Origin of the sequence: Nocardia carnea (assembly GCF_029868325.1) — a bacterium.
Classification (GTDB): Bacteria; Actinomycetota; Actinomycetes; order Mycobacteriales; family Mycobacteriaceae; genus Nocardia; species Nocardia carnea_C.
In genome coordinates this window covers 19,158-42,921 of sequence record NZ_JARWNW010000060.1, presented here as the reverse complement: position 1 = coordinate 42,921, position 23,764 = coordinate 19,158, and the positions used below count along the sequence as shown (strand labels likewise).

23 protein-coding genes and 1 pseudogene are annotated in these 23,764 nt (G+C 66.2%); 9 read left to right on the top strand and 15 right to left on the bottom strand.

All coding sequences use genetic code 11. The features are described 5' to 3' along the window. From QH196_RS03415 to QH196_RS03405, 3 genes are all read right to left on the bottom strand, one after another. Positions 1–706: sugar phosphate isomerase/epimerase family protein (locus QH196_RS03415; protein WP_280414273.1), on the bottom strand; the 706-nt coding region annotated here is incomplete at its 3' end. Continuing rightward, the gene (locus QH196_RS03410; RefSeq protein WP_280414272.1) at positions 703–1,893 is read right to left on the bottom strand and encodes a dihydrodipicolinate synthase family protein; all 1,191 of its coding nucleotides are present in this window, start codon (positions 1,891–1,893) and stop codon (positions 703–705) included. The genes QH196_RS03410 and QH196_RS03415, both read right to left, overlap by 4 nt. Next, positions 1,890–3,053, bottom strand: a complete 1,164-nt coding sequence (locus tag QH196_RS03405; RefSeq protein ID WP_280414271.1) for a Gfo/Idh/MocA family protein — start codon at positions 3,051–3,053, stop codon at positions 1,890–1,892. The genes QH196_RS03410 and QH196_RS03405 overlap by 4 nt, the downstream gene beginning before the upstream one ends. A gap of 173 nt (positions 3,054–3,226) precedes the next feature. Between QH196_RS03405 and QH196_RS03400 the strand changes: the two genes are divergently transcribed. The 5 genes from QH196_RS03400 (at position 3,227) to QH196_RS03380 (ending at position 8,370) form a co-directional block, all read left to right on the top strand. Next, positions 3,227–4,267 (top strand): LacI family DNA-binding transcriptional regulator, encoded by a 1,041-nt coding sequence (locus QH196_RS03400; protein WP_280414270.1) that lies wholly within the window; start codon positions 3,227–3,229, stop codon positions 4,265–4,267. A 222-nt stretch (positions 4,268–4,489) separates the two neighbouring features. After that, positions 4,490–5,266 (top strand): ABC transporter permease, encoded by a 777-nt coding sequence (locus QH196_RS03395; protein WP_280414269.1) that lies wholly within the window; start codon positions 4,490–4,492, stop codon positions 5,264–5,266. Positions 5,267–5,309: 43 nt separating this feature from the next. Then, complete coding sequence (locus QH196_RS03390; protein ID WP_280414268.1) at positions 5,310–6,350, top strand: ABC transporter substrate-binding protein; 1,041 nt, start codon at positions 5,310–5,312, stop codon at positions 6,348–6,350. Positions 6,351–6,367: 17 nt separating this feature from the next. Further along, positions 6,368–7,171, top strand: a complete 804-nt coding sequence (locus QH196_RS03385) for an ABC transporter ATP-binding protein (RefSeq protein ID WP_280414267.1) — start codon at positions 6,368–6,370, stop codon at positions 7,169–7,171. Positions 7,172–7,212: 41 nt separating this feature from the next. Then, a complete protein-coding gene (locus tag QH196_RS03380; protein ID WP_280414266.1) occupies positions 7,213–8,370 on the top strand; it encodes a glycerate kinase in 1,158 nt (385 codons plus the stop codon). A gap of 113 nt (positions 8,371–8,483) precedes the next feature. Here the strand turns inward: QH196_RS03380 and QH196_RS03375 are convergent, their stop codons facing one another. The 8 genes from QH196_RS03375 to QH196_RS03340 form a co-directional block, all read right to left on the bottom strand. Next, a complete protein-coding gene (locus QH196_RS03375; protein ID WP_280414265.1) occupies positions 8,484–8,771 on the bottom strand; it encodes a hypothetical protein in 288 nt (95 codons plus the stop codon). Between the two features lie 155 nt (positions 8,772–8,926). Continuing rightward, positions 8,927–9,187: a hypothetical protein gene (locus QH196_RS03370; protein WP_280414264.1), complete on the bottom strand. Its 261-nt coding sequence runs from the start codon at positions 9,185–9,187 to the stop codon at positions 8,927–8,929. A gap of 105 nt (positions 9,188–9,292) precedes the next feature. Beyond that, positions 9,293–10,468 (bottom strand): fumarylacetoacetate hydrolase family protein, encoded by a 1,176-nt coding sequence (locus tag QH196_RS03365; protein WP_280414263.1) that lies wholly within the window; start codon positions 10,466–10,468, stop codon positions 9,293–9,295. Then, complete coding sequence (locus tag QH196_RS03360; protein WP_280414262.1) at positions 10,465–11,592, bottom strand: extracellular solute-binding protein; 1,128 nt, start codon at positions 11,590–11,592, stop codon at positions 10,465–10,467. Before QH196_RS03360 ends, QH196_RS03365 begins: the two co-directional genes overlap by 4 nt. Further along, complete coding sequence (locus QH196_RS03355) at positions 11,589–12,977, bottom strand: aldehyde dehydrogenase (NADP(+)) (protein WP_280414261.1); 1,389 nt, start codon at positions 12,975–12,977, stop codon at positions 11,589–11,591. Before QH196_RS03355 ends, QH196_RS03360 begins: the two co-directional genes overlap by 4 nt. Beyond that, positions 12,974–13,441, bottom strand: coding sequence for a MaoC family dehydratase (locus QH196_RS03350; protein ID WP_280414260.1), 468 nt, complete (start codon positions 13,439–13,441; stop codon positions 12,974–12,976). The genes QH196_RS03355 and QH196_RS03350 overlap by 4 nt, the downstream gene beginning before the upstream one ends. After that, entirely contained in the window at positions 13,438–14,787 is a 1,350-nt protein-coding gene (locus QH196_RS03345; protein WP_280414259.1) for an MFS transporter, read from the bottom strand. Before QH196_RS03345 ends, QH196_RS03350 begins: the two co-directional genes overlap by 4 nt. 25 nt (positions 14,788–14,812) lie before the next feature. Further along, entirely contained in the window at positions 14,813–16,027 is a 1,215-nt protein-coding gene (locus QH196_RS03340) for a CaiB/BaiF CoA transferase family protein (RefSeq protein ID WP_280414258.1), read from the bottom strand. Positions 16,028–16,233: 206 nt separating this feature from the next. Here QH196_RS03340 and QH196_RS03335 point away from each other — a divergent pair, with 206 nt between their 5' ends. Next, a complete protein-coding gene (locus QH196_RS03335; protein ID WP_280414257.1) occupies positions 16,234–17,274 on the top strand; it encodes a LacI family DNA-binding transcriptional regulator in 1,041 nt (346 codons plus the stop codon). Between the two features lie 285 nt (positions 17,275–17,559). Here the strand turns inward: QH196_RS03335 and QH196_RS03330 are convergent, their stop codons facing one another. The 3 genes and pseudogenes from QH196_RS03330 to QH196_RS03320 form a co-directional block, all read right to left on the bottom strand. Beyond that, positions 17,560–18,486 (bottom strand): siderophore-interacting protein, encoded by a 927-nt coding sequence (locus QH196_RS03330; protein ID WP_280414256.1) that lies wholly within the window; start codon positions 18,484–18,486, stop codon positions 17,560–17,562. Between the two features lie 152 nt (positions 18,487–18,638). After that, positions 18,639–18,852: pseudogene (locus tag QH196_RS03325) on the bottom strand (SDR family oxidoreductase); the annotation flags it as partial. Positions 18,853–18,894: 42 nt separating this feature from the next. Further along, positions 18,895–19,680: an IclR family transcriptional regulator gene (locus QH196_RS03320; RefSeq protein ID WP_280414255.1), complete on the bottom strand. Its 786-nt coding sequence runs from the start codon at positions 19,678–19,680 to the stop codon at positions 18,895–18,897. A 175-nt stretch (positions 19,681–19,855) separates the two neighbouring features. Here QH196_RS03320 and QH196_RS03315 point away from each other — a divergent pair, with 175 nt between their 5' ends. Then, complete coding sequence (locus QH196_RS03315) at positions 19,856–20,617, top strand: CoA transferase subunit A (RefSeq protein WP_280414254.1); 762 nt, start codon at positions 19,856–19,858, stop codon at positions 20,615–20,617. After that, complete coding sequence (locus tag QH196_RS03310; RefSeq protein ID WP_280414253.1) at positions 20,614–21,258, top strand: CoA transferase subunit B; 645 nt, start codon at positions 20,614–20,616, stop codon at positions 21,256–21,258. The genes QH196_RS03315 and QH196_RS03310 overlap by 4 nt, the downstream gene beginning before the upstream one ends. 223 nt (positions 21,259–21,481) lie before the next feature. On the opposite strand, the gene QH196_RS03305 is transcribed toward QH196_RS03310, so the two are convergent. Further along, positions 21,482–22,480, bottom strand: a complete 999-nt coding sequence (locus QH196_RS03305; RefSeq protein WP_062978262.1) for an MBL fold metallo-hydrolase — start codon at positions 22,478–22,480, stop codon at positions 21,482–21,484. Between the two features lie 285 nt (positions 22,481–22,765). Between QH196_RS03305 and QH196_RS03300 the strand changes: the two genes are divergently transcribed. Further along, positions 22,766–23,560, top strand: coding sequence for a TetR/AcrR family transcriptional regulator C-terminal domain-containing protein (locus QH196_RS03300; protein WP_280414252.1), 795 nt, complete (start codon positions 22,766–22,768; stop codon positions 23,558–23,560). The last annotated feature ends 204 nt before the right edge of the window (positions 23,561–23,764 follow it).

Here is a 23,764-nt window from a genome sequence, read left to right as displayed (position 1 = left end):
CACCGTCGCCCATCATGCCGCGCGACAGCAGCGGATCGGCGGTCATCGGGTTCAGCCAGTCACAGACCTGGTAGGAGCTGATCCGTCCGGCGGCACCGGCCTGTGCGATCTGTTCTTCGAGAGCCGGATCCCACCAGATATGGAAGGTGTCGACTACAACACCTACGGTCTCTGCCGGGTACGGCTGCGCCATCGACAGCGCCTGTGCCAGTGTGGAAATCACAGCTCGGTCGGCACAGAACATGGGGTGCAGCGGCTCGAGAGCGAGGCGGACACCGCGTGCGGCGGCGTACGGGACGAGCAGTTCGAGCTGCTCACCCACCCTTGCCCGGGCGGCCGGGAGGTCGCGATCGGGCATACCGCCCACCACCATCACCAATTCCCGCGTACCCAGTGTCGCCGCGTCGTCGATGGCACGGCGGTTGTCGTCGAGTGCCGCCCGCCCGTCGCCGGGCTCGGTCAAGAAGCCGCCGCGGCACAGACTCGAGACACGTAACCCCGCGTCGGCGGCGATCTTCGCGGCGGTGGCGGCGCCGATTTCGTCGACCCGGTCGCGCCACAGCCCGATGGCGCCGAGCCCGGCCCGGGCGGCACCGTCCACTGCCTCTGCCAGGGTCCACCGCTTCGTCGTCACCGTGTTCAGCGACAGCGACCGGAACGGATCGGCCGGATCGAAAGCACGCTGCTGTGCCGCAACAGAAGTCATGATGTCAATCCGTTCAGTTCGAGGTAGACCCGCATACGGTGCGCGGCCAGTTCCGGATCCGACAGGAGCCCGGCCTTGTCCGCGAGCCGGAAAAGTTCGGCCAGATGGAGTACGGATCGACCCGTGGACAGCCCGCCCACCATCGAGAATCCGGGTTGTTTGTCGTTGAGCCAGGACAAGAACGCGATACCGGTCTTGTAGTAGTACGTGGGTGCGGCGAAAATGTGGCGCCCGAGTTCCTGTGTGGTGGTGAGGATATCCGCGGCACGGGTCGTATTGCCGTTGTCGAGTTCCTGTAGCGCGGTGGACGCGGCCGGATAGATCGCCGCGAAGATACCCAGCAGTGCATCCGAATGCCCATGCCGGTCACCGATGATCAGTTCCGGATAGTTGAAATCATCGCCGGTATACAACCGCACGCCCTCGGGTAGTGCGCGTCGCAATGCGATCTCGTGTGCTGCGTCGAGCAGTGAAACCTTCACTCCGTCGATCTTCGATCGGTTGTTCTCGATGAGCGTGCGGAACGTTTCGGTGGCGGCGTCGATATCGGCGCTGCCCCAGTATCCGTGCAGCGCGGGATCGAACATGGTGCCGAGCCAGTGCAGGATCACCGGCCGGTCCGCGTAGGCCAGCAGTTTCTCGTAGACGGATACGTAGTCGGCGGCCGAGCGCGCGACCTGGACCAGTGCCCGCGACGCCATCAGGATCACCTGGGCTCCGGCGTCGGTGACCACGTCGATCTGCTCGCGATACGCGTCGACGATCGCGGCGAGCCCGGCCGGTCCGGTGGGGAGGCCGGCGAGGTCGAGCTGGTCGGTCCCGGCTCCGCAGGCCAGCCGGCCTCCCGCCGATGCCGCCTCGGCACCGGATCGCCGGATCAATTCCGCGGTCGCCTGCCAGTCGAGGCCCATTCCGCGCTGCGCGGTGTCCATGGCGTCGGCGACGCCGAGTCCGTAGGACCACAGTTCGTGGCGGTAGGCCAGCGTCGCGTCCCAATCGACGGCTGCGGGCGCACCCGGTGTGTTGTCTGCCGTAGCGCGCGGAATCACGTGTGCGGCAGCGAAAGCCACGCGCGAGATGATCGGCTGTGTCGGCCGTGTCCACGCACCCGGCGCGCCGAGAACGTACGATTCCAGCCGTTCGTCGAGGGGCAGCGCGACCGACACACCTGTGGATGCCGCGGTCACAGGGTCACCTCCGGGATCTCGATCCGGCGACCTTCGGCGGAGCTGCGCAGTCCTAGTTCGGCGAGTTGCACCCCGCGGGCGGCGGAGAGCATTCCGTAGCGGTGCGGCCGTCCGTTCACCACATCGGTGAGGAACTCCTCCCACTGCACCTTGAACCCGTTGTCGAGCTCCGCGTTCGCCGGCACGTCCAACCACTGGTCACGGAACGGCTCGGTAACCGGGAGATCCGGATTCCAGACCGGTTTCGGTGTGTGGGAGCGATGCTGGGCAACACATTTGCGCAAGCCGGCGACAGCGGATCCGTGTGTTCCGTCGATCTGGAACTCGACGAGCTCATCGCGGTATACGCGTACTGCCCACGACGAGTTGATCTGGGCGATCACGCCGTTCTCCATCTCGAAGATCCCGTAGGCGGCATCGTCGGCGGTGGCCGGATACGGCTTGCCCTGTTCATCCCACCGGGTGGGGATGTGCGTGGCCGCCTTGGCGGTGACTGCCTCGACCTTGCCGAGCAAACCCTCGAGTACGTAGTTCCAGTGACAGAACATATCGACGACGATGCCGCCGCCGTCTTCGGCGCGGTAGTTCCAGCTGGGGCGCTGGGCGGGCTGGCCGTCGCCTTCGAAAACCCAGTATCCGAATTCGCCGCGCAGCGAGAGGATTCGACCGAAGAATCCTTCGTCGACGAGCCGGCGCAACTTCACCAGACCGGGTAGATAGAGCTTGTCATGGACGACTCCCGCGGTGATGCCGGCATTCGCGGCGATCCGGGCGAGTTCGACGGCTTCGGTCGAGGTTTCGGCGGTCGGTTTCTCGGTGAAGACGTGCTTACCCGCCTTCATCGCGGCAGCCAGGGCCTCGACGCGACGAGAGGTGACCTGCGCGTCGAAGTAGATATCGATCGACGGATCGGCGATCACGGCGGCGGCATCGGTACTCCATTCGGCGATGCCGTGGTGTTCGGCGAGTTCGGCCAGTTTGGCGGCATTGCGGCCGACGAGGACCGGCTCCACTCGGATACGGGTACCGTCCGGGAGCAGCAGTCCGCCGCTGTCGCGGATCGGGAGGATGGAGCGCACGAGGTGCTGGCGGTAGCCCATGCGGCCGGTGACGCCGTTCATGGCGATGCGGAGCGTGCGCTGCGGAGTGGAATCGGGCATGGCTGGGTGCCTCTTCTGATGTGCGTGGCCGACGACCGCGGAATGGGGTCGTGGACGGTGCGGAGAGCCGCACCTGCCGAGTGGACGAGTCAGCGTCGGAATGCGCTTTCCAAGCTATGCTAGTCCCGAAGTCCGGTCAACCCCGCGCACACGAGAAAACGAGGCACGAAGCCATGGCGGCTGTGAGATTGCAAGATGTCGCGACCCGGGCGGGCGTCTCCCAGGCGACCGCGTCCCGGGTACTCAACGGTTCGTCACGGGTACCCGGTGAAGGCGTCGCCGACCGGGTTCGCGCCGCCGCCGCCGAACTGGGCTACGTGGCAAACGCCCAGGCCCAGGCCCTTGCACGCGCCTCTACCGGCCTCATCGGACTCGTCGTGCACGATATCGCCGACCCCTACTTCTCCTCGATCGTCCAGGGCGTCCAGGCGGCGGCACGCAGAGCCGGCAAACTCGTCCTGCTGTCCAGCACGCAACGCGATTTCGATATCGAACGCGAATCCGTGAGCACCTTCATCTCGCATCGCGCCGATGCGATCATCCTGGCGGGCTCGCGCCAGAGCGGCGATCTCGACCGCGATCTCGAGAAAGATTGTGCGCGGTATCTGGACAACAACGGCAAGGTGGTCGTCATCGGACAGCCGCTACCATTCGGTGCTGCCGTGGAGCCCGAGAACCATTCGGCCTCTGCGCAACTGGCACACGCCTTGCTCGAGCAGGGCCACCGGGATTTCGCCGTTATCGGCGGTCCGGGCAATATCAGGACCGCAGTCGACCGGCGCAACGGCTTCGTCGAAGCTCTCGCGACACAGGGCATGACACCGCTGGTGGAGATCGCGGGCGACTTCTCCCGGGATGGTGGTTTCAGCGCCGCTCGCCGCCTGGCCGCAGCGCTGGATCTGCGACCCGGACAGGCCGGCGACGTAACGCCGTGCGTTTTCGCCGTCAGCGACGTGATGGCGATCGGAGCGATCGCGGCGTGGCGCGAACTCGGCCTCACGGTGCCCGATGATGTCTGCGTCGCCGGGTTCGACGATATCCCGACGCTGCGCGACCATGTGCCGGGCCTTTCGACGGTGGCGCTGTCGCTGGTCGAGATCGGCGAAAGTGCCGTAGCACTCGCACTCGACGACTCCGCGACGGCCGCACAGGTCCACGAATTCGTGCCCGGCCGCGTGATCCTGCGCGACAGCAGTGTTTTGCGACGGTCCTGACCTGCACCGACAGGAAACCCTTGACACTGTGTGGCCGGTCACACTAGCCTCTGTTCCAGCGTCGGAAAGCGCATTCCCGGCGGGTGTAGTGCGAACCCCGCTCCACTACTAGCTTTAGGACTCCAGATGGCGGTAGTCACGTCCGTCGAGGCCGGTTCCTCCGCACCGAAAGCGACGCAACCCGTTCGCACTCGGCGCCGGAAACTCCCATCCCCATCCACAATGTGGTCGACCGTATGGCGACCGCTCGCCCTGGTGGCAGCGCTCGTCGCCGCGTGGTGGGCCGTCACCGAATTCGAGCTCGTCGAGCCGTATATTCTGCCGTCGCCGGCGGATACCTGGCGCACCGCCGCCGACAACTCGGCGTATCTGCTCCAGAACACCTGGGTCACCACCTACGAAACCGTGGTCGGCTTCGTTATCGCCGCAGTGATCGGCGAAGCCGTCGCACTGGTGATGATCTACTCCCGCGGTGTCGAGCGGACGATGTACCCGCTCATCCTTTTCGCGCAGGTCATCCCCAAGATCGCGATCGCACCACTGTTCATCGTCTGGCTCGGATTCGGCACCAGCCCCAAGATTCTCGTCGCCGTATTGATGGCATTCTTCCCGATCGTCATCGCCGGTATGGCCGGGCTCCGTTCGGTCGATCCCGAAATACTCGAGCTCACCTCCACCATGGGCGCAAGCAATTGGAAGACGTTCGTGAAGGTGCGTTTTCCGGCATCGCTGCCGCAGTTGATGTCCGGCCTCAAAATCGCTGCCACTCTCGCGGTCACCGGCGCCGTGGTCGGTGAATTCGTCGGCGCGAACGAGGGCCTCGGCTACGTGATTCTGCAAGCCAACGGCAATATCGACACAGCTATGCTGTTCGCCGCCCTGATCATCATGTCCCTGCTGGGCATCATCCTGTTCGCGATTATCGAAATCGCCGAACAATTCCTTATTCCATGGCACGCCTCGCGCCGATCCACGGCCTCGGCCGTCGGCGCGGCATAAGCCTGTCGAACAATCGTATTCACGCCACAGCTGGAGAACTCGCATGAAATTCGCAACTCGCAGACTCACGACAATGGCCGCCGCCGCGGCTGCTTCACTCCTGGTATTGACCGGTTGCGGGGGCAGCGGCAACGAGGCGAAGGACCCCGGCACCGACGGGGAGACCACCGCGGTGTCGCTGATGCTCAACTGGTATCCCTATGGTGAGCACGCCCCCTTCTATTACGGGGTACAAGAAGGAATATTCGCCGAGCACGGCATCGATCTGAACATTTCGGCCGGCCAGGGCTCCACCAAGACCACGCAGGCCACCGGTTCGCAGCAGACCGACTTCGGCTGGGCCGATACCCCGGCCGTCCTGAGCAACATCGATAAGGGCGTCAAGGTCAAGAGCGTCGGCGTCTTCCTCCAGACCACGCCCTCGGCAGTTCAGGTTTTCGCCGATTCGAATATCCGCACACCGGCAGACCTGGCGGGTAAAACCATTGCCGTCTCCGCGGGTGACGCGCCGACGACGACCTTCCCGGTATACCTCGACAAAGCCGGCGTTGCGGCGGATCAGGTAACCCAGCAGAGCCTCGACTCGGCGGGCAAGATGTCGGCGATGCTCTCCGGCCGCGTCGACGGCCTCATCGGATTCGCGCACGACCAAGGGCCCACCATCGCGAACAAGAGCGGCCGCGAGGTCCGCTATCTGCGGTATTCCGACCAAGGCCTGAGCTTCTTCAGCAACGGGCTGATCGCGAACCAGGCCACCATCGAATCGTCGCCCGAGCTGGTACAGGCCATGGTCGATGCGACCAGCGAGGCCTTCGCCGCCGCTGTCGCAAACCCGGAGGCCGCGGTGGCGGCGATGGAAGGCAAGGATCCGCAACTGCCGCCGCAGGAGGTACTGCTGCAGCAGTGGCAGCAGACCGTCCCGCTGCTCGCCACCCCGGAAACCGAAGGTGAAGCGCCGGGCACCAACTCCGAAGCCGATTGGCGCGCCACCGTGGAGGTCCTCAGCAGTGCAAAGCTCCTCGACAAAGCCGAGGACCCGGCCAAGTACTGGGAATCGAAGTTCACCCCCACCAGCAAGCCGTGACCGGAGCAGGTGACGATATGAGCACACCCACCGACACACTCCCCCGCACCGATACCGCCGTCGCGGTGGAGGATCTGACCGTACGGTTCTCGTCCAAACGCGGCGAGGTCACCGCGCTGCACGATGTCGGGCTGCAGGTCCGGCGGGGCGAATTCGTGTCGATCGTCGGCCCGTCCGGCTGCGGTAAATCGACACTGCTGAAGGTTGTCGCCGGCCTCACCGATCCGAGCGGGGGCAGCGTCGAACTCGGCGGTGCCCCGGTGCGAGGGCCGCAGCGCAATATCGGCTACGTCTTCCAGCGCGCGGCACTGCTGGAATGGCGGACCGTCCGCAAGAACATCCTGCTCCAGGCCGAAATGCGCGGTTTGAACAAACGGGCAGCCGAGGCCGAATGCGCGCGCCTCATCGAGATGACCGGGCTCGGCGGATTCGAGAACGCCCTGCCGCACGAACTCTCCGGCGGTATGCAGCAGCGGGTCTCCCTGTGCCGGGCCCTGTTGCACGAACCGGAAGTGCTGCTGATGGACGAGCCGTTCGGCGCGCTCGACGCACTCACCCGGGAACGGATGAATATCGAACTGCATCGGATCTGGCGGGAAACGGGCACAACGGTCCTGCTGGTCACCCATTCGGTGGCCGAAGCCGTCTACCTCGCCAATCGGGTGGTCGTGATGAGCCCGCGGCCGGGCCGGATCGTCGAACTACTCGACGTCGACCTGCCCGCGCACCGGGATTACGCCACGACGATGGAGCAGCCGGAATTCATCAGGGTTGCCAACCGCGTCCGCGAACTTCTCGGCTCGGCAACGCACGCGGACTGAATTCCGATCCCCCGCCCACTCGCCGACAGGAAGTCGACCGCGTGAAAGTCTTGGTTGCCCCGGACAAGTTCAAGGGAAGCCTCTCGGCGTCCGAGGTGGCCGACCGGCTGGCGGAGGGCTTGGCGGCGGCGGGGGTCGACAGTTACCGGATGCCGCTGGCCGATGGCGGTGACGGGAGCGTCGACGCCGCGCTCGCCGCGGGATTCACTCCGCATCCGGTGACCGTGGCCGGGGCCGCCGGTACTCCGAAATACGGGCGGATCGCCGTCGGCCACGGCACCGCGGTGGTCGAGGTCGCCGATACCTGCGGCCTCACCACCCTGCCGAACGGCCGCAAGCTGCCATTGGATGCGAGCAGCCTCGGTATGGGACAGGCCATCTCGCAGGCACTGCGATATCGGCCGCGCCGATTGGTCCTCGCCCTCGGTGGCAGCGCCAGCACAGACGGCGGGATGGGGCTGCTCGCGGCGCTCGGCTACACCTTCGCCGATGCGAGTGGGGTACGACTGCGCGGGTGCGGACGGTCTTTGGGGCGAATCCATACGATCGACTCATCGCGGGCCGCGAACCTCACCGGGGTAGAGATCGTGGTCGCCGGCGATGTCACCAATCCCCTACTCGGGCCGGACGGTGCTGCGGCGGTGTACGGACCGCAGAAAGGGGCCACCGACGAAGAGGTGCGGTTTCTCGACACCGGTCTGAACAACCTTGTGCAAGCGTTCGCCCGCAGCGGCTATCCGGAGGCGGTAGCTGCCGCGGGCGCCCCCGGAGCGGGCAGCGCGGGCGGAATGGGCTTCGCCGCGCTCATGCTCGGCGCCGAGATCGTATCGGGTGCCGGCTACTTCCTCGATCTGCTCGAATTCGACCGCCATCTACCCGGTTGCGACTTGGTGGTCACCGGGGAGGGAAGTATCGACGAGCAGACAGCGAACGGCAAGCTGCCCACGGCGGTGGCCCGACGCTCATATCCCGTTCCGGTCGTCGCTGTCGCCGGCCGGAACACCCTGCCCCGGAACCGTTGGGGTGCTGCCGGATTCACCGATATTCACGCATTGGGCGACTACACCGACCGGGACACCGCCGCTGACCCCGGCCTGACTCGGCAACTACTCACCCGGATCGGCCGGCAGATCGGATGGGCCGCCGGATACGGTCTGGGCGTAGTCGCCGACAACAAACAGTCGATCCTCCGCCGATGATCGGCCTCCGAACCCGATTCGCGGGCTCGGTGCGCGCCTGAGGCAGGAGCGCAATGGAGCCGAGGGCCCACTTCCGTCGAATGACTGCTGATGGGAGCAGGCCGATGAGCTTCTTATCGGGACGAATTGTCCGTCGGCGGCCGGTCGTAGAAAATCCGCTCGACCGTCTCTCGGAGCGGTCGATCCAACCGTTTCCCACCGCTGTCGAATCCGGGCGCCGGATTATCGGCGAACCCACCGATCTGCTCACTCTGCCCGTCCGCGGTCCCAGCCCAGACCTCGGTGTCTGCGGGTCGCCAGATAACCACCAGATCGGGATAGTGGGACAGCTCGGCCAGCATGGAATCCGGCCCGCGGAACGTCAGGACAACCTTGCCCGCCGCCGGGAACTCATATGTCATCGCCTCCGGCTCGACGATGATCGAGAATTGGTGGCTGCCCGGTGGGGCCGTGACCGCCAGTTGAAACTCCCTCCTCTGATCATGTCCGAAGCACGCCGGCAATTCGACCGATCGGTTCGTTGTTTGTCGTGACCCTCGACAAGCGTCGGTGGCCGTTACGAGCGAGACCAGTAGGTCACCTGGGTACCGCGCCGATGCGGAAGCCAGCCTCGCCCGAGTGCAGTCCGGATCACGTGGGCAACCAGACCAGGAGCAATCACCGCGCCCTGACCGACTATGGTGGCCATGCGCTGGCCCTGCCCGTCTGCGATTTCGGCGACAATGGCCATTTCGGGTTCGTCCTTCGCGGCGACAGCCCATCGATACCGCACACCGTCGACGGCGATGATCCGCGTCCCTTTACGCGCCAAGCCCATGCACTGATCCAACACCGGTGGTCTACCGGCGTCGAGCACATATTCCGGAGGTCCGGCGCCGCCATCGAGGACGTTCTGGTGCGGACGACTTTCGGAACGTTACGGTTAGAGAAGCCCTCGGCGGGCCAGGCTGCGAAACAGGTCAGCGGTGCCGAACTGCCACGGTTCACAGTGGTCGCTGGTGCGTACCCGATTGGTCAGGCCCCCCAGAGCAGGCGCGCTGATCGTGACCAGATCGTCGATATGGTGGGTGAAACCGAGTCCGGGTTCGGCGCGGTCCTGGACGGGAGCGAACATGGTGCCGAGGAAGAGGGCGACCCCGTCCGGGTACTGGTGGTGACGGCCCATGAGCTGGCGAATGAGATCCTCCGGGTCGCGACTGATCTCGGCCATCGACGATTCGGCGCGCAGGATGAAACCGTCGGTCCCGCGGACCTGCAACGTCACGGTCAGCTTGCGCACCGCGTCGAGATCGAAGGTCTCGTCGAACAATCGGACGAACGGCCCGACGGCAGCCGAAGCATTGTTGTCCTTGGCCGCGGTCAGCAACAGTGCCGATCTGCCCTCGAAGTCACGCAGGTTGACATCGTTGCCGAGGCAGGCGCCCACAGCGCGGCCGGCGGACGAGATCAGCAGCACTACCTCGGGTTCCGGGTTGTTCCAGGTCGAACGGGGATGCACACCGATATCGGTGGCGGTGCCGACACTGGCCAGCGGTGCGGATTTGGTGAAGATCTCGGCGTCGGGTCCCAACCCGACCTCGAGGTACTGGCTCCACCAGCCCTCCGCGACCAGCAGTTCCTTCAGGCGGACGGTTTCGGCCGAACCCGGTTCCAGCGCAGCCAGGTCGGTGCCGACATGTTCGGTGATCTGCTCACGGACGCGGTCGGCCAGAGTAGCGTCACCGCGGCAGCGTTCCTCGATGACCCGTTCCATCAAGGAGACCACGAAGGTGACGCCAGCGGCCTTGATCGGTTGCAGATCGATCGGGCTGAGCAGCCGGGGGGTCTCGGGCCGCCGGAATTCCGCCGGAGTGCAGGTGGCGATCTGGGCGAGCGATCCGAGGTCCGGTCCGGCACAGTCGCGGACGAATCCGGCGGGATCGTCGTATTCGGCGAGATCACGGACCGTGGCGATCCGTGCGGTGATATCTATCAGGCGACCGCCGCGCACGGTGACCACGCAGGGGCCTTCGGGGCCCATCACCCGCCCGACGAGAACTGAGCGCTCGTGGTCGGCGGGCAGGAGGGTGTCGGCGGTGGGTGGCCAGGTGGGAGTCACGATGCGGTCCTCGATGTCGTGGCCGATGCGAGGCTACGCTCGTAGCTCTCGTTCACCTCGCGGGTGAGCCGGCCGATGTTGCGGTGGTCGAACAGGCAGGCCCGCACGGCCTCGGCTCCCGCGTTCTGGAAGGGGATGGCACCCGCGTGGCGGGGTCGGACCCAGGCGGCGTCGATGGTCGCCCGGGTCGTCCGGTAGAAGTCGTGGCTGCCGGCGTTGACGGCGTCGTCGTCCCAAGCGTCGGTGAGCCCCGGCTGACCCTCCTCTTCGACGATGAATCGGCGCTGGGTGTCGGCGGCCATGAGCCAGCGCAGATGATCGAGCAGCGTCCGGTCCGGTGTACAGCGGGCGCTGATCGCGATGCCGGTGCCGCCCAACACCGATCCGTGACGACCCGCGCGGCCGCGCGGCGTATCGGCGAACCACAGTGGGCGAGCCCGACGGGCGTAGTTCACGTAGCCGTAGATGTGCGGGCAGAAGTCCGGCCCGTCGCCACCGGACATCCGCTCCAGTAGTGCGATGGGGTTGTCGTTGCCCTCGACCGGGCGATCGGAGACGAAGTGGCGCAGGATATCGATCGCGTCGCCGTATTCCGCTTCCGTGAGGAACGTGTCACCGGCGCCGGGTGTGGCGCCGTCCCCCACCGCGATACCGCACAGGGTGAGAAAAAGGTGGGGCCCCGAGGTCGGTAATGCCGCGGGAATTTCACCGGCCAGTTCGACCGCTTCGGCCCAGGTCCGTGGAAGAGGGATACCGGTGTCGCGCCGGACCGAAACCTGCGTGGCGGCGTCCAGTGGTAAGGCCCAGATATGTCCGTCCATCTCGTAGGACCGGGCCGACGGCCCGACGCTCGCGGCTCGCCACGCCGCGAGTTCCGCAGCCGTGAAAAGCGCATCGAGCGGTTGCAGCGCCCCGGTCTCGATCGCCTCACCGATATGCGGGTGGTCCAGTACGACCAGGTCGTAGCCCCGGGCGGTCTCGGCGATGGGCGCCGATTCGAACCCCTCCAGTGGCTGGATATCCCAGCGGATATCGCAGGCGGGTGCGGCCGGGTGCTGGGTCGCGGCACGCAGCGCCCGGTAGCCGCGCGGATGGTCCCAGGTCAGGCCGGTCCAGCTCGTCATCCGCGCAGCTCCTCGGGAAGCATTGCGGTGGGCAGGTTCTGGTAGGCGACCGGTCGGGCGAACCGCAGCGCAGCCGCGGTGCCGACCGAGGTCGAAACGGGTGCGGTGGTGGCGGGCCAAGGACCGCCGTGCTGCTGGGCATCGCTCACCGTGACACCGGTGGGCCACTGGTTCCAGACGATCCGGCCGGTCCGTTCGGTCAGCAGGTCGATCGCGGCGGCGGCCTGATCGTCGACCCCGTCGGCGCCCTGAACTGTTGCGGTCAGACTGCCCTCGATCAGCTCCAGTACCGCGAGTGCCTGGCCGGGGTCGTCGTATTCGACCAGTACCGACGCCGGTCCGAAGATCTCGGTGGTGACGAGCGCCGGGTCCGCCAGGACGGCGCGCACAGTGGTGGTGAGGATATGCGCGGCCGGTGCGTCCGGCGCCGACGGCCCGGTCCGGGCGGTTTCGATATCCGGGTGCTTCGCCACCGCCGCCAAGGCCGCGCCGAACCCGTCGGATATCCGCGGATTGAGCATCGGTCCCACAGCGGGCAGGTCGAGCCGGTCCAGGAACCCGGCCACGTCCGGAACCAGCACGACTCCCGGCTGGGTGCAGAACTGTCCGGTTCCCATCGTCGCGGATTCGGTGAACCCGGTGACGATCTCGTCCGCCCGCTGCGCCCACCCCGCCCGGGTGACGAGCACCGGGTTGGTGCTGCCGAGTTCCCCGTAGAACGGGATCGGGTCCGGACGCGATACCGCCAGGTCGAACAGGGCGCGTCCGCCCGCCTCCGAACCGGTGAACCCGACCGCGCGGATCCGCTTGTCCAGTACAGCGGTGATACCCGCCTGTTTCCCTTCGATCAGGCCGAACACACCCTCGGATGCCCCGGCGTCACGCAACCGTTCGGTGACGATGCGGGCGGTGGCCCGGGAGAGCTCGGGATGGCCCTCGTGGGCTTTGACCACCACGGGGCAGCCCGCCGCCAGCGCGCTGACGGTATCGCCTCCGGCGACGGAGAACGCGAACGGGAAATTACTCGCCGCGAACACCAGAACCGGGCCGATCGGCACATGGCTACGCCGGATATCGGGGCGCGGCCCCATCGGCCAATCCGGATCGGCCGGATCTATCCGCACCTCGAACAACGTGCCCTGTTCGAGCCGTTCCGCGAACAGCCGTGCCTGGAAGGCGGTGCGCACCAGCTCGTTACGCAGTCGCGGGAGCGGCAGCGCGGTTTCCCGGTGGGCGAGTTCGGCGAGTTCGGCGGCGCCGTCGTCGAGTCCCTGGGCGATCGCGCGCAGCTGGATCGCGCGCTGCGCGGCCGTGGCGCGGCGGGCCGGCCGGCGGGCGAGATGGGCTGCGGCAAGTATGTGTTCGACGGCCGCGGTGTCGGTCATGAGTTGGGCTCCTCGAAATGCGGTGTGCGGTCGACGGCGAGCACGTGCTTGCAGACGAGCACGGTGTCGCCGCGCTGGTTGACCCCCGTGTACTGCTTGGTGACCAGCCCGATGCGCGGGTTGCGGTGTTCGGCGAGGTCGACGACTTCCGAGGTCGCGCGAACGGTGTCGCCGGGCAGTACCGGGCGGGGAAAGCGGATGCGGTCGTAGCCGTAGGCCACGGCGCGGCCGTTGTACTCGACAGTGAGCCCGACCACCACACCGAAGGTGAGGACGCCGTGGGCGATCACACTGCCGAACCTCGGCTCTGCGAAACCAGGGTCGGTGTGGGCGGGATGGTGGTCTCCGGTGAGCTCGGCGAACCGGGCGATATCGGCGGCGGCAATCACTCTGGTGCCACCCGCGCCGGTCTCCCCGAGCGTGTACTCCTCGAAGTACCGGTCCTCGAACTGCGGGATGGTCATACCTTCACTCCTGCGATGACGGTTCCGGTCGGCTGGGTGGTCACATGGTTGAAGTGGTCGTCACTGTCCTGATCCGCATCACTGCGGTAGCGCTTGGAGAGGTAGACGGAGACGAACGCGACGGTTGCCATGATCACCATCCACACCGCCACCGGCCACCAGTGCCCGAAACCGGCGAACATGGCCGTGGCGATCAACGGGGTGGTGCCGCCCAGCAGAGCGCCACTCACCTCTCGGGCGAAGGCGACTCCCGAGTACCGCATGGCCGGCGGGAACATTTCCGCCAGGAACGCGGCCTGCGCCGCATAGCAGGTGGCCACCGCGCCGACGAAGCAGATCACCAGCGCGAGGATGATCAACGCGGGTACCCGGGTGTCGATGAGGGCGAACATCGGGAAGGCCCAGACGATGCCGAATCCGGCGCCGAACAGGAACAATCTGCGCCGCCCGAAGCGGTCGCCGACCCGGCCGAACACCGGCATGAACGCCGCGCCCGCCACCAGCACCACAGCATTGATACCGAGCCCGGCCATGGCCGCGAGGCCGATATCGTTGGTCAGGTAGCTCAGTGCCCACACCTGCGGGATATACGAGAACCCGGAGAGCATGAAGTTCGATCCGAGACTGAGCGCCAGCCGGCCCTTGGCCGTCCGGAACAGCTCCAGCAGCGGGATTTTCGTATCGTCCTTCTTCGCCTGTTCGAAGCTCTCGGTCTCCGTGACCCGGCGCCGGATGTACAGGCTGATCACCAGCATGACCAGGCTGAGCAGGAACGGTATCCGCCAGCCCCACTGCTCGAAGTTGTCGCCGGTCAGCCAGAGCACGATCTGGAAGGTGCCCAGTCCCAGGGCCGAGCCGAGCCACACACCCCCGCCCGACCAGGACGCGTAGAACCCGCGACTCCCGCGCGGTGCGGCCTCCGATGACAACACCACCGCACCGGCGTATTCGGCGCCGGCGCCGAGTCCCTGGATGATCCGGAGCAATACCAGCAGGACCGGGGCGGCCAGTCCGATCGAGTGGTAGCTGGGTAGCAGTCCGATGAGCGCGGTCGACACACCCATGATGCCGAGCGTGACGATCATGACCGGTTTCCGGCCGATCTTGTCGCCGAGATGCCCGAAAACCACGCCGCCGAAGGGCCGGGCGAAGTAGCCGACGGCGAAGGTGGCGAACGAGGCGAGCAGACCGGTCGTGGGACTGGCGTCGACGAAGAAGTAACTGTTGAAGACGAGGGCCGCGGCCGCGCCGTAGAGCGCGAAATCGTACCACTCGACGAGACTGCCGACCGCGGACGCCGCTGCCGCGCGGCGTGCCTGCTGAACCGGTGGGGCGGTTGTACTCATGAAGGGATCTTTCGGTGATGCGTCGTCAGGAATTGCGCGCGACGACGGGAGACCGGTGGCGGTGGATGGTGCCGGTCGATTCGAGTTCCTCGATCCGGTCGATGCTCACGCCGAGCTCCAGCAGCACTTCCTGGGTGTGCTGGCCGTTCAGCGGCGCCGGCCGGTAGACCTTCTGGGCCTGGTTGCTCAGCCGGAACGCGAAACCGGGGGTCACCACGGTGCCCTCGGTCGGGTGGTCGTATTCGACGAAGGAGTTGTTGTGCCGGACCTGCGGGTCGTCGCGGAGCTGGGTGTAGTCGTAGACCGGGCCGACCCATACGCCCGCGTCGCCCAGAGCGTCGAGCCAGTGCGCGGTGGTATTCGCCGCGAGGTTCTCGGTGACCAGCGCGGAGATCTCGTCGCGGTGAGTGAACCCGTCGCGTTCGGCGTCGTAGGCCAGGAATCGGTCGTCACCGAAAACCTTCGCCAGTGCGTCCATTTCAGCAAAGGACAGCGCGAGATAACCGTCCGAGGTGGGGAAAACGCCGTAAGGAGCACGGATATAGGAGTGGGCGTGGATCTGATCGGTCGGCTGCTGCCGGACCCCGCCGACCGTCGCCACGCTGATCTCCTGCATCTGCGCCGCGATGATCGAATCCAGCATATTCGCCTCCACCAGCTGACCTTCGCGGGTGCGTTCCCGGTGGAACAGCGCGGCCATGGCGCCTTCGAAGGCCGAGTAGGCGGTGATGGCGTCGGCCAGGAAGAACGGCGCCGGGCGCGGCGGTTCGCCGTGACGGCGGGCGCTGGCCAGGCCGCCGCTCATCGCCTGGAGAAGCACGTCCTGGCCGGGCCGGTCGGCATACGGTCCGGTTGTTCCGTAACCGGACATCGACACGTAGATCAGATCGGGCTTGAGCGCACGGAGAGTTTCGTAGTCGACACCGAGTCGATCCGCCACGCCCGGGCGATAGTTCTGCAGGAAGACATCCGCACCGCGCACCAGTTCGTACAGCAACTCGCGACCCGCCGGGTCCTTGAGATTCATCGATAGCGAACGTTTATTGCGGTTCAGTGAGAGGAACGAGGCATTGACCTCGTTCCCGCGGGCGCCGCCGGCCGAAACATGGCGCTGCCACTCCCCCGTCACCGGCTCCACCTTGATCACATCAGCTCCGAGATCTGCCAGTTTCTGTGCGGCGAACGGCCCGGCCATGGCGATCGACAGATCCAGTACCCGGATACCGTCCAGCACATTCATCCTGCTACTCCCTGCCTCGGGACCACTGTACGAGTAGTCACATGGTGTTCTGCGCCACGGATGTTAGCGGTAACGTTAGCGGTAACGCAATAGCGCCCGCTCGACCGGCTACAGATCGGTGAACACTCCGCGCACGAACCGGACCGTGCGCAGCGGTATGCTCCGCACACAGCAAGGACAGCGTTTCGGGAGGTGGCGTGGCCGGAGTGGAACGACGACGGCGCGTTCGCGCCAAATCGTCCACGAAATCGGTCACCATGCAGGATGTCGGTCGGGCGGCCGGAGTCTCCGCGCAAACCGTCTCGCGCGCCCTCAGTTTCCCCGATCAGGTCTCCGAGGAGACCCGGCGCCGCGTGCAACGCGCCATCGCCGACACCGGCTATCTACCGAATCTGGCCGCCAGCAGCCTGGCGTCGAACCGCAGCCGCACCATCGCCGCGATCCTGCCGGTCATCTCGACCTCGATCTTCTCCGATACGCTGCGCGCCGCCGCAGGCCGGCTCAACCCTGCCGGATACCAGTTGATCGTCGGCTACACCGATTACCACCCGGAACGCGAAGAAGACCTGGTGCGCGGCTTCATCCAGCGACGCCCGGACGGCTTCTTCATCGTCGGGACCCTGCATACTCCGGAGACGCTGCGGCTGTTACGCGCCTACGGTGCGCCCGTCGTCGAAACCTGGGACTGGATCGACGAACCGATGGATACCCTGGTCGGCTTCTCGAACGAATCCGCGACCGGTGACCTGGTCCGGCATCTCGTGGACCGCGGGCACCGCGCACTGGTTTTCGCCGGCACCTTCGGCTCCGGCGACGCCCGTGCCCTCCGGCGCCGCGACGGATTCACCCGCGCTATAGGCGAATTGCTGCCGGACCAGCCCGTCCGCATCATCGACCTACCGGACCGCGATATCTCGATGGACACCGGTGTCGACCTGCTCGACGCAGCCATGGAACGCTTCCCGGAAGCGACAGCGATCATGTTCGCCACCGATGTCCTCGCCACCGGCGCCGTTCTCGCCGCACAGCGCCGCGGGATCGCCGTGCCGGATCGCCTGGCCATCACCGGGTTCGGCGATTTCGAGATGTCCCGGCATCTCAACCCGGCCCTCACCACGGTGAGCGTCGATGTCGACGCAATCGGTACCAGGGCCGCCGAATTGCTGCTGGCCCGGTTGGCCGATACCGCGGTCGAGTCGGCCACCGTAGATGTCGGCTACCGGATCGTCACCCGCGAAAGCGCCTGAGTACCAGCTTCTTCGTAATTGCGGGTAACCCGGCCCGGCGGTGGGGCGATGACACCGATGGAACAGAACGGCAACGATCGAAACCGGGCACCTGCAAGGACCTGCTCGACCTACCCACCTCGGACGTGAGACTCCTGGATCACGGCAGGAGGCGGCCCCGCAACGATCAACCGATCGCGGAGGCCGAAGCGGGGCCCGACTGCTGACACAATCCCGTCGAGGTGGCGGTCGCCGGCGCGGCGTCCGAGACCCTTACCACCGAGCCCGGGGTCGTGGTGACCGAGGTCAGCGCGAAATCGCCGGGGACCCGAGAACAAGATCATGACCGCCGTCGCCCAGGTCGATGGACTCGGCCAATTCCGGATCGCGGATATCGGCACCGGCAGTCGCGGCATGCCGGTAGGCGATCAGGTTCACGGAATCGTTCTCGGTGCTGGTGACGCCACATTTCCAGTAGGCGCGGGCAAGGAGGTCGCAGCGGTCGACTTCCCATGCACCGACGGCATGCGCGCGGATACTGCGAACCTGGGCGGCCTCGGCAGCGATCCAGACCTGGGTTCGGCGACCGTCGGCTATCGAGACGGGCATGTGGTCGCGAGTCCGGGTGATATCAGCGAGGTGGTGCAGTGTCAGTTTCGGATGCGCCGGAACGAGTTCGATATCGGCAGGATCGGGGGTGGTGATGTAGACCGATACGGCATGGTCGGGGTCGAGACCGTCGAGGATGGCGGAGATGGCCGGGAGGGCGGTGCCGTCGCCGATCAGCACATGGTCGCGGATTCCGGCACCGACCGCCCACTCGGGCCGCATCCCGGACAGCGATACCGGGTCGCCGGGGCGCGCGGTGGTGAGCCAGTCGATTCCCACACCGTGGTCGTGCCGCGCCACATCCATGGTCAAGCGGCGTGCCACCGGATCGAATGCACGGACGGTAAAGGCACGAAGCCTCGGCTGCACGGTATCGGCGGACCATTCCGGAAGCCCGGACTCGCCGCGTACCGGTGTTGCCACAGCGGAATCCGGCGCAGGTGGCAGCATGAGTTTGAACGCGTCGGCCGGATGCGGGTCGCGATAGTCGTCCAGATCCGACCCTTCGAGGACCACGCGGGTGTATCCCGGGGTCAGGGGCTCGACCCCCGCGACGGACAACTCGAGCGACAACAACCGACGACGCTGTGATCGCTCCCAGATTCCGGACTTGATCGACTCCACCGCACCGACCTCTCGATAATTAGGGTAGGTAACCCTAATTTAGATGGTAACGCAAACTCAGGTGCACATCCGGCACCACACGGGGCGATCTCACCTTTCACCCCGGCGTCGCCGCACCCCGCACAACTGTCCGGCAGCCGGTTCGCGGCTCGCTACTTCAGGAGACTTCCCGCGTCGACCGGTAGCGGAAGCCCGGTGATGTAGCAGACTTCGTCGGACGCGAGGAACAGCACCGCGTTGCTGATGTCCACGGGTTCCGCCCAGCCCACCAGGCCGGACCTGCATGAATTGGGCAACGGGGGCGAAGTCGTCGGGGCCGGGGTTCTCCAGGTCCGGCCGGAACAGTTTCATCGTTCCTTCGTTCATGCACCGCAGCAGTTCGGCGGGCCGGTCGAGTCGGGCCCGGATTCAGCGCGTGTGGCCCGGTGGGCGCCGGCGTAATTCCCGGGAGAGGCCGTGTGCATGGCGGAGCAGCAGACCGCCCAGCTCGCCGCGGCGGTCTGCGCGGAACCGGCTCTCGACTCCGGTGAGACTGAGCGCCCATCGGGGTTCGTCGCGCTGGTCGAAGACCGCCGCCGCCATACCCCAGCTGCCCTCGACGAGCAGGCCCGGATTCACACACCAACCGGATTCCCGGGTGGCGGTGATGCGTTGGGTGAGTTCCGGGCGCGCATGGGTGGGGCCCCAGTCCGTACTCAGGTCGGTACGGGCGAGATAGTCGGCGATATCTCGGTCGGGTAGGTGTGCCAGGATCACCAACCCCGCCGAGGCAACACCGAGGGGGAAGCGGATACCGGGGTACAGCACATGGGAGCGGAGCGGGAAACTGCCTTCCTCACCGGCCAGGCATACCGTCTCGTCACCGCGTCGGGCGGAGAGGAACGCGCTCTCGCCGGTCTCGCGGGCGAGTTCCCGCAGCACGGGCCGGGCGGCGTCGCCGATATCGTAGCGTTCGGCGGCGAGTGAGCCCATGAGGAACAGCTCCGGGCCGAGGAGCCATCGCCCCGTTCCGGCGTCGCGATCCAGAAAGCCTTCTTCGGCGAGCGCGGCGAGCAATCGGTGGACGGTGGGCCGCGCCAAACCGGTCCGGCGCGCCAGATCGCTGGTGGTCACTCCCTGCTCACCTTCTGCGGCGACCGCGCGCAGTAGGGCTGCCGCGCGCCCGAGGACCGACGGGTTCGGCTCTGCGCTCATCCCTCCATTATACGTTCATTGAGTGGACATCACTCATTGCACCGTTCACTCTATGAGCAATTTAGACTTCGATCAAAGTGATTACTTGCCAGCTCACAGTGATAAATGTTCTCGTTGACCAACTCGGGTATAGACGTTTGCTGAGTGAACACATAAGACGAGAGGCGAGGTTGGAATGGAACCGAAAGTGGTGGACACCGCCGCCACTGCCGTGGCCGATATCGGTTCGGGAGCGACTCTGGCGGTCGGCGGATTCGGGCTGTGCGGGGTCCCCGATGCCTTGATCGCGGCCATCGCCGAGGGCGAGGCCACCGGCTTCGAGGTGTACTCCAACAACTGCGGGGTCGACGACTACGGGCTGGGAATTCTGCTGTCCGCCGGCCGGATCGCCCGAGTGACCGCCTCCTATGTGGGGGAGAACAAGGAGTTCGCCCGGCAGTACCTCGGCGGCGAACTGGAAGTCGAACTCCTCCCCCAGGGCACGCTCGCCGAGCGTCTGCGCGCCGGTGGCGCCGGTATCCCCGCCTTCTACACACCGGCCGGGGTCGGGACACCGATCAGCGAGGGCGGACTCCCGTGGCGGTACGCGCCGGACGGGTCGGTGGCAGTCGCATCACCACCGAAAGAGGTCCGGGTGTTCGGCGGCCGCCGCTACGTGCTCGAGGAGAGCATCGTCGCCGATTACGCCCTCGTCCATGCCGCTGTCGGCGATACCGACGGCAACCTGGTATTCGAGAAGACGGCCCTGAACTTCAACCCGCTGGCCGCGATGGCCGGGCGGGTCACCATCGCCCAGGTCGAGGAACTCGTCGCCCCCGGCGAACTCGATCCGGCGCATGTGCACCTGCCGGGAGTGTTCGTCCAGCGCATCGTGCACAGCGGACCGCAGAGCAAACGAATCGAGAAGCGCACCGTACGGCAGGAGGCCACCCGATGAGCTGGACACGCACCGAAATGGCCGCCCGTGCGGCCCGCGAACTCGTCCCCGGCGAATACGTCAACCTCGGCATCGGCCTGCCCACGCTGATCCCCAACCACCTGCCCGATGGCGTGAAAGTCGTCCTGCACAGCGAGAACGGCATCCTCGGCACCGGCCCCTACCCCACCGAGGACGCGGTCGACGCCGACCTCATCAACGCCGGAAAGGAAACCGTCACCGTCGAACCCGGTGCCGCGTTCTTCGACTCCGCACTGTCGTTCGGCATGATCCGCGGCGGCCATATCGACACCGCAGTCCTGGGCGGTATGCAGGTCTCGCGCACCGGCGACCTGGCCAACTGGATGGTGCCCGGCGCGATGGTCAAGGGGATGGGCGGCGCGATGGACCTCGTCCACGGTGCCCGTCGAGTGATCGTGCTGATGGAACACACCACCCGCGACGGCTCCCCCAAGATCATCGAAACCTGCACCCTGCCGCTCACCGGTCAAGCCGTCGTCCACCGCGTGATCACCGATCTCGCCGTCCTCGATATCACCGGCGGACAGGTGATCCTGCGCGAAACCGCGCCCGGGGTGAGCGTGGAGCAGGTGCGGCAGGCGACCGGGACACCGCTCGTTACCGAGACCGTCCCGGCCTGACATCCCGGACCACCCCTACCCGGCGATGCCCGGACACTTCGCCCGGACCGGCGTACTCGCCGAGACACTCGCAGCAGTACACGTGTCGGGCGTACCGGCGATCGGACAATGTCGGTCCCCTTCGGGCGTTGCCGGAGTCCGGCGGCCGGCGGAACCCGGTCCCGGTCGACGATGATTTGCCGTCGGCCGCCACAGAGGTATCCGCCGGCCTATGAGCAGCCCCTCACCTACGGGCAAAGCGTGCCGGTTCGCCGCCTGGGAGCTGGATGATCAGGTCGCGTGCGACGAGGTGCCGCAGGTGCGCAGCCGCCTCGGACAATGCCATGTTCTTTCCGAGCGGTGAGATCTCCGCCCACGGCTTGTACCATTTCATCCGCGCGGCGACCTCCCATACGGTGATCTGATCGTCGCCGAATGCGCTGTAGAGGTGATCCAGTCGCTCTTCGTGATGTTTGATCAGGAACGCAGCGCGCCCCGCGACGTCGTCGAGCGGGAGACCGTGGGCGCCGAGCCCGCGAGTGACGTTCATCGATTGCACTCGCCGTAACGAGTCGGTGAACTCGGCCAAGGCGTCACGCTCTTCGAGGGGGTAGACGAAACTGCCGACATGCGGTGTCGTCTTCTGCAGAATATGGTCGCCGGTGAACATCACGTCGGCGTCCTCCAGGTAGAAGCACACGTGGCCGGGGGTATGGCCGGGAGTGTGAATCGCCCGCAGGTCGCGGCCGGTGAGCGCGATCCGCTCGTCGTCGGCAAGGGTGCGGTCCGGCGCCGAATCGCGGCTCACCCGGGTTTCCTCGTTCACGGCGAGCTCGTATGCCGTCACGTCGGCATGCGGAGCACCGGCCTGGGCCAGGTTCTCCTTCTGAGCCGCCATCCAGGCCTCGTCTCGATCCGCCGTCATCCCCGCAAACAGATCGTGGTCCGCCTCGTGCATCGCGATCCACGCACCCGAGGCCTCCCGGACACGTCCGCACAGACCGCTGTGATCCGGATGGAAATGCGTGAGAACGACACCTTCGACGTCGTTCACCGAATGGCCGATGGCCGCCAGCCCCGCTGTGAGCCCGTCCCACGCGTTGTCGTCGTACCAACCGGCATCGATGAGTACGATGCCACCTGGTGACTCCAGCACATAGATCAGAGTATTCCCGAGTGGATTACCTGTGATCGGAACCGGAATGCGGAAGATACCATCGCCCACAGAAATCGCGCCGTCCATCAGGTCACCATATTCCTTAGGTAAAGAAAGCACTGTTCGGGGCTCCCGGTAGGCGAGACCGCGGGGCCGCGTCGAACCGGCCGGCTTCCTGGACTTCTCCGCCGCCCCCAGCCGTACAGTCCGATACGGCGCGGCCGTAAAAGGTTCGACAGAATACCCTGTGGTAACGTCAACAGTGACAGTTTCGGCAAAGTAGCGCACCACGGAGGCTTCATGGCCGGCTCGCCTTGACAGACCCCGCACCATGCCTGCGCCGAAATCATACGAGCGAGGAAGTGGGTCGAGATGGCGAAGCAGGGAACCGCGACGAAGCGCCCGAGACGCGAACGTGGCTCTCTCAACCCGGAGGATATCGTCGCGGGCGCATTCGAACTCGCCGAAGAGATTTCGATCGACAATCTGAGCATGCCACTGCTGGGTAAGCATCTGGGCGTCGGTGTCACGAGCATCTATTGGTACTTCCGTAAGAAGGAAGAGCTGCTCAATGCCATGACCGACCGAGCACTACGGCAGTATGCATTCGAAACGCCCTTCATCGAGGCCGAGGACTGGCGCGAAACGCTGCGAAAGCACGCGCAGACCATGCGGCAGACCTTCCTCGGCAACCCCATCCTGTGCGATCTGATCCTGATCAGGTCGGCTTTGAGCGAGAAAGCGGCACGACTCGGCGGTAAACAGACAGAGCAGGTGATCGCCAGCCTCGTCGAGGCGGGCTTCTCCCTGGAGGACGCGGTGGAGACATATTCCCGTGTCCAATTGCATGTGCACGGTCTCGTTGTACTGCAACGGCTCTCGGATAAGAACCGCGAGCTCAGTCCCGATTCCACCGCGTACTACGAGAACGTCATCATCGATCCGGAGACCACTCCGCTGCTGGCCCAGGCCGCCGCCAAGGGGTACCACTCCGGGGCACCGGACGACCGGAACTTCGAGTACGGGCTGGATTCCATCCTCGACCAGGCGACCCGGTTGCTCTCGGGCGAAGACCGCACACAGAAGAAATCCACAACGGCGCGGCGCGCGACCCGTTCGGCAACCACGAAGACCAGCAAGCCTCGGACGCGGGCGGCCACCAAGTAGCACCCGATGGCCTCGGCGGAGCTACGGCAGGTGCCCGGCGCCGCAGCTCCGCCCGGCCGAGTTCTCGTGCCGCGCCGCGGCGTGAGCGCACCGTAGCTCCTCCTCACCGCTGCGCGCTTCGCACCAAAGCCCGCAGCTTCCGCGGCAGGTCAGCGGGGCTGGAAACGCTGCGCGCCGTCGATCCGCACGACTTCCCCGTTCATA

Coding starts and splice junctions, on each gene's coding strand:
- QH196_RS03390 (WP_280414268.1), top strand. CDS start 5,310: ATGAAATTCGCAACTCGCAGACTCACGACAATGGCCGCCGCCGCGGCT.
- QH196_RS03345 (WP_280414259.1), bottom strand. CDS start 14,787: ATGAGTACAACCGCCCCACCGGTTCAGCAGGCACGCCGCGCGGCAGCG.
- QH196_RS03360 (WP_280414262.1), bottom strand. CDS start 11,592: ATGACGAGCTGGACCGGCCTGACCTGGGACCATCCGCGCGGCTACCGG.
- QH196_RS03350 (WP_280414260.1), bottom strand. CDS start 13,441: ATGACCATCCCGCAGTTCGAGGACCGGTACTTCGAGGAGTACACGCTC.
- QH196_RS03355 (WP_280414261.1), bottom strand. CDS start 12,977: ATGACCGACACCGCGGCCGTCGAACACATACTTGCCGCAGCCCATCTC.
- QH196_RS03405 (WP_280414271.1), bottom strand. CDS start 3,053: ATGCCCGATTCCACTCCGCAGCGCACGCTCCGCATCGCCATGAACGGC.
- QH196_RS03315 (WP_280414254.1), top strand. CDS start 19,856: ATGGAACCGAAAGTGGTGGACACCGCCGCCACTGCCGTGGCCGATATC.
- QH196_RS03305 (WP_062978262.1), bottom strand. CDS start 22,480: ATGGACGGCGCGATTTCTGTGGGCGATGGTATCTTCCGCATTCCGGTT.
- QH196_RS03320 (WP_280414255.1), bottom strand. CDS start 19,680: ATGAGCGCAGAGCCGAACCCGTCGGTCCTCGGGCGCGCGGCAGCCCTA.
- QH196_RS03400 (WP_280414270.1), top strand. CDS start 3,227: ATGGCGGCTGTGAGATTGCAAGATGTCGCGACCCGGGCGGGCGTCTCC.
- QH196_RS03300 (WP_280414252.1), top strand. CDS start 22,766: ATGGCGAAGCAGGGAACCGCGACGAAGCGCCCGAGACGCGAACGTGGC.
- QH196_RS03370 (WP_280414264.1), bottom strand. CDS start 9,187: ATGGGCTTGGCGCGTAAAGGGACGCGGATCATCGCCGTCGACGGTGTG.
- QH196_RS03310 (WP_280414253.1), top strand. CDS start 20,614: ATGAGCTGGACACGCACCGAAATGGCCGCCCGTGCGGCCCGCGAACTC.
- QH196_RS03340 (WP_280414258.1), bottom strand. CDS start 16,027: ATGAATGTGCTGGACGGTATCCGGGTACTGGATCTGTCGATCGCCATG.
- QH196_RS03385 (WP_280414267.1), top strand. CDS start 6,368: ATGAGCACACCCACCGACACACTCCCCCGCACCGATACCGCCGTCGCG.
- QH196_RS03375 (WP_280414265.1), bottom strand. CDS start 8,771: ATGACATATGAGTTCCCGGCGGCGGGCAAGGTTGTCCTGACGTTCCGC.
- QH196_RS03395 (WP_280414269.1), top strand. CDS start 4,490: ATGTGGTCGACCGTATGGCGACCGCTCGCCCTGGTGGCAGCGCTCGTC.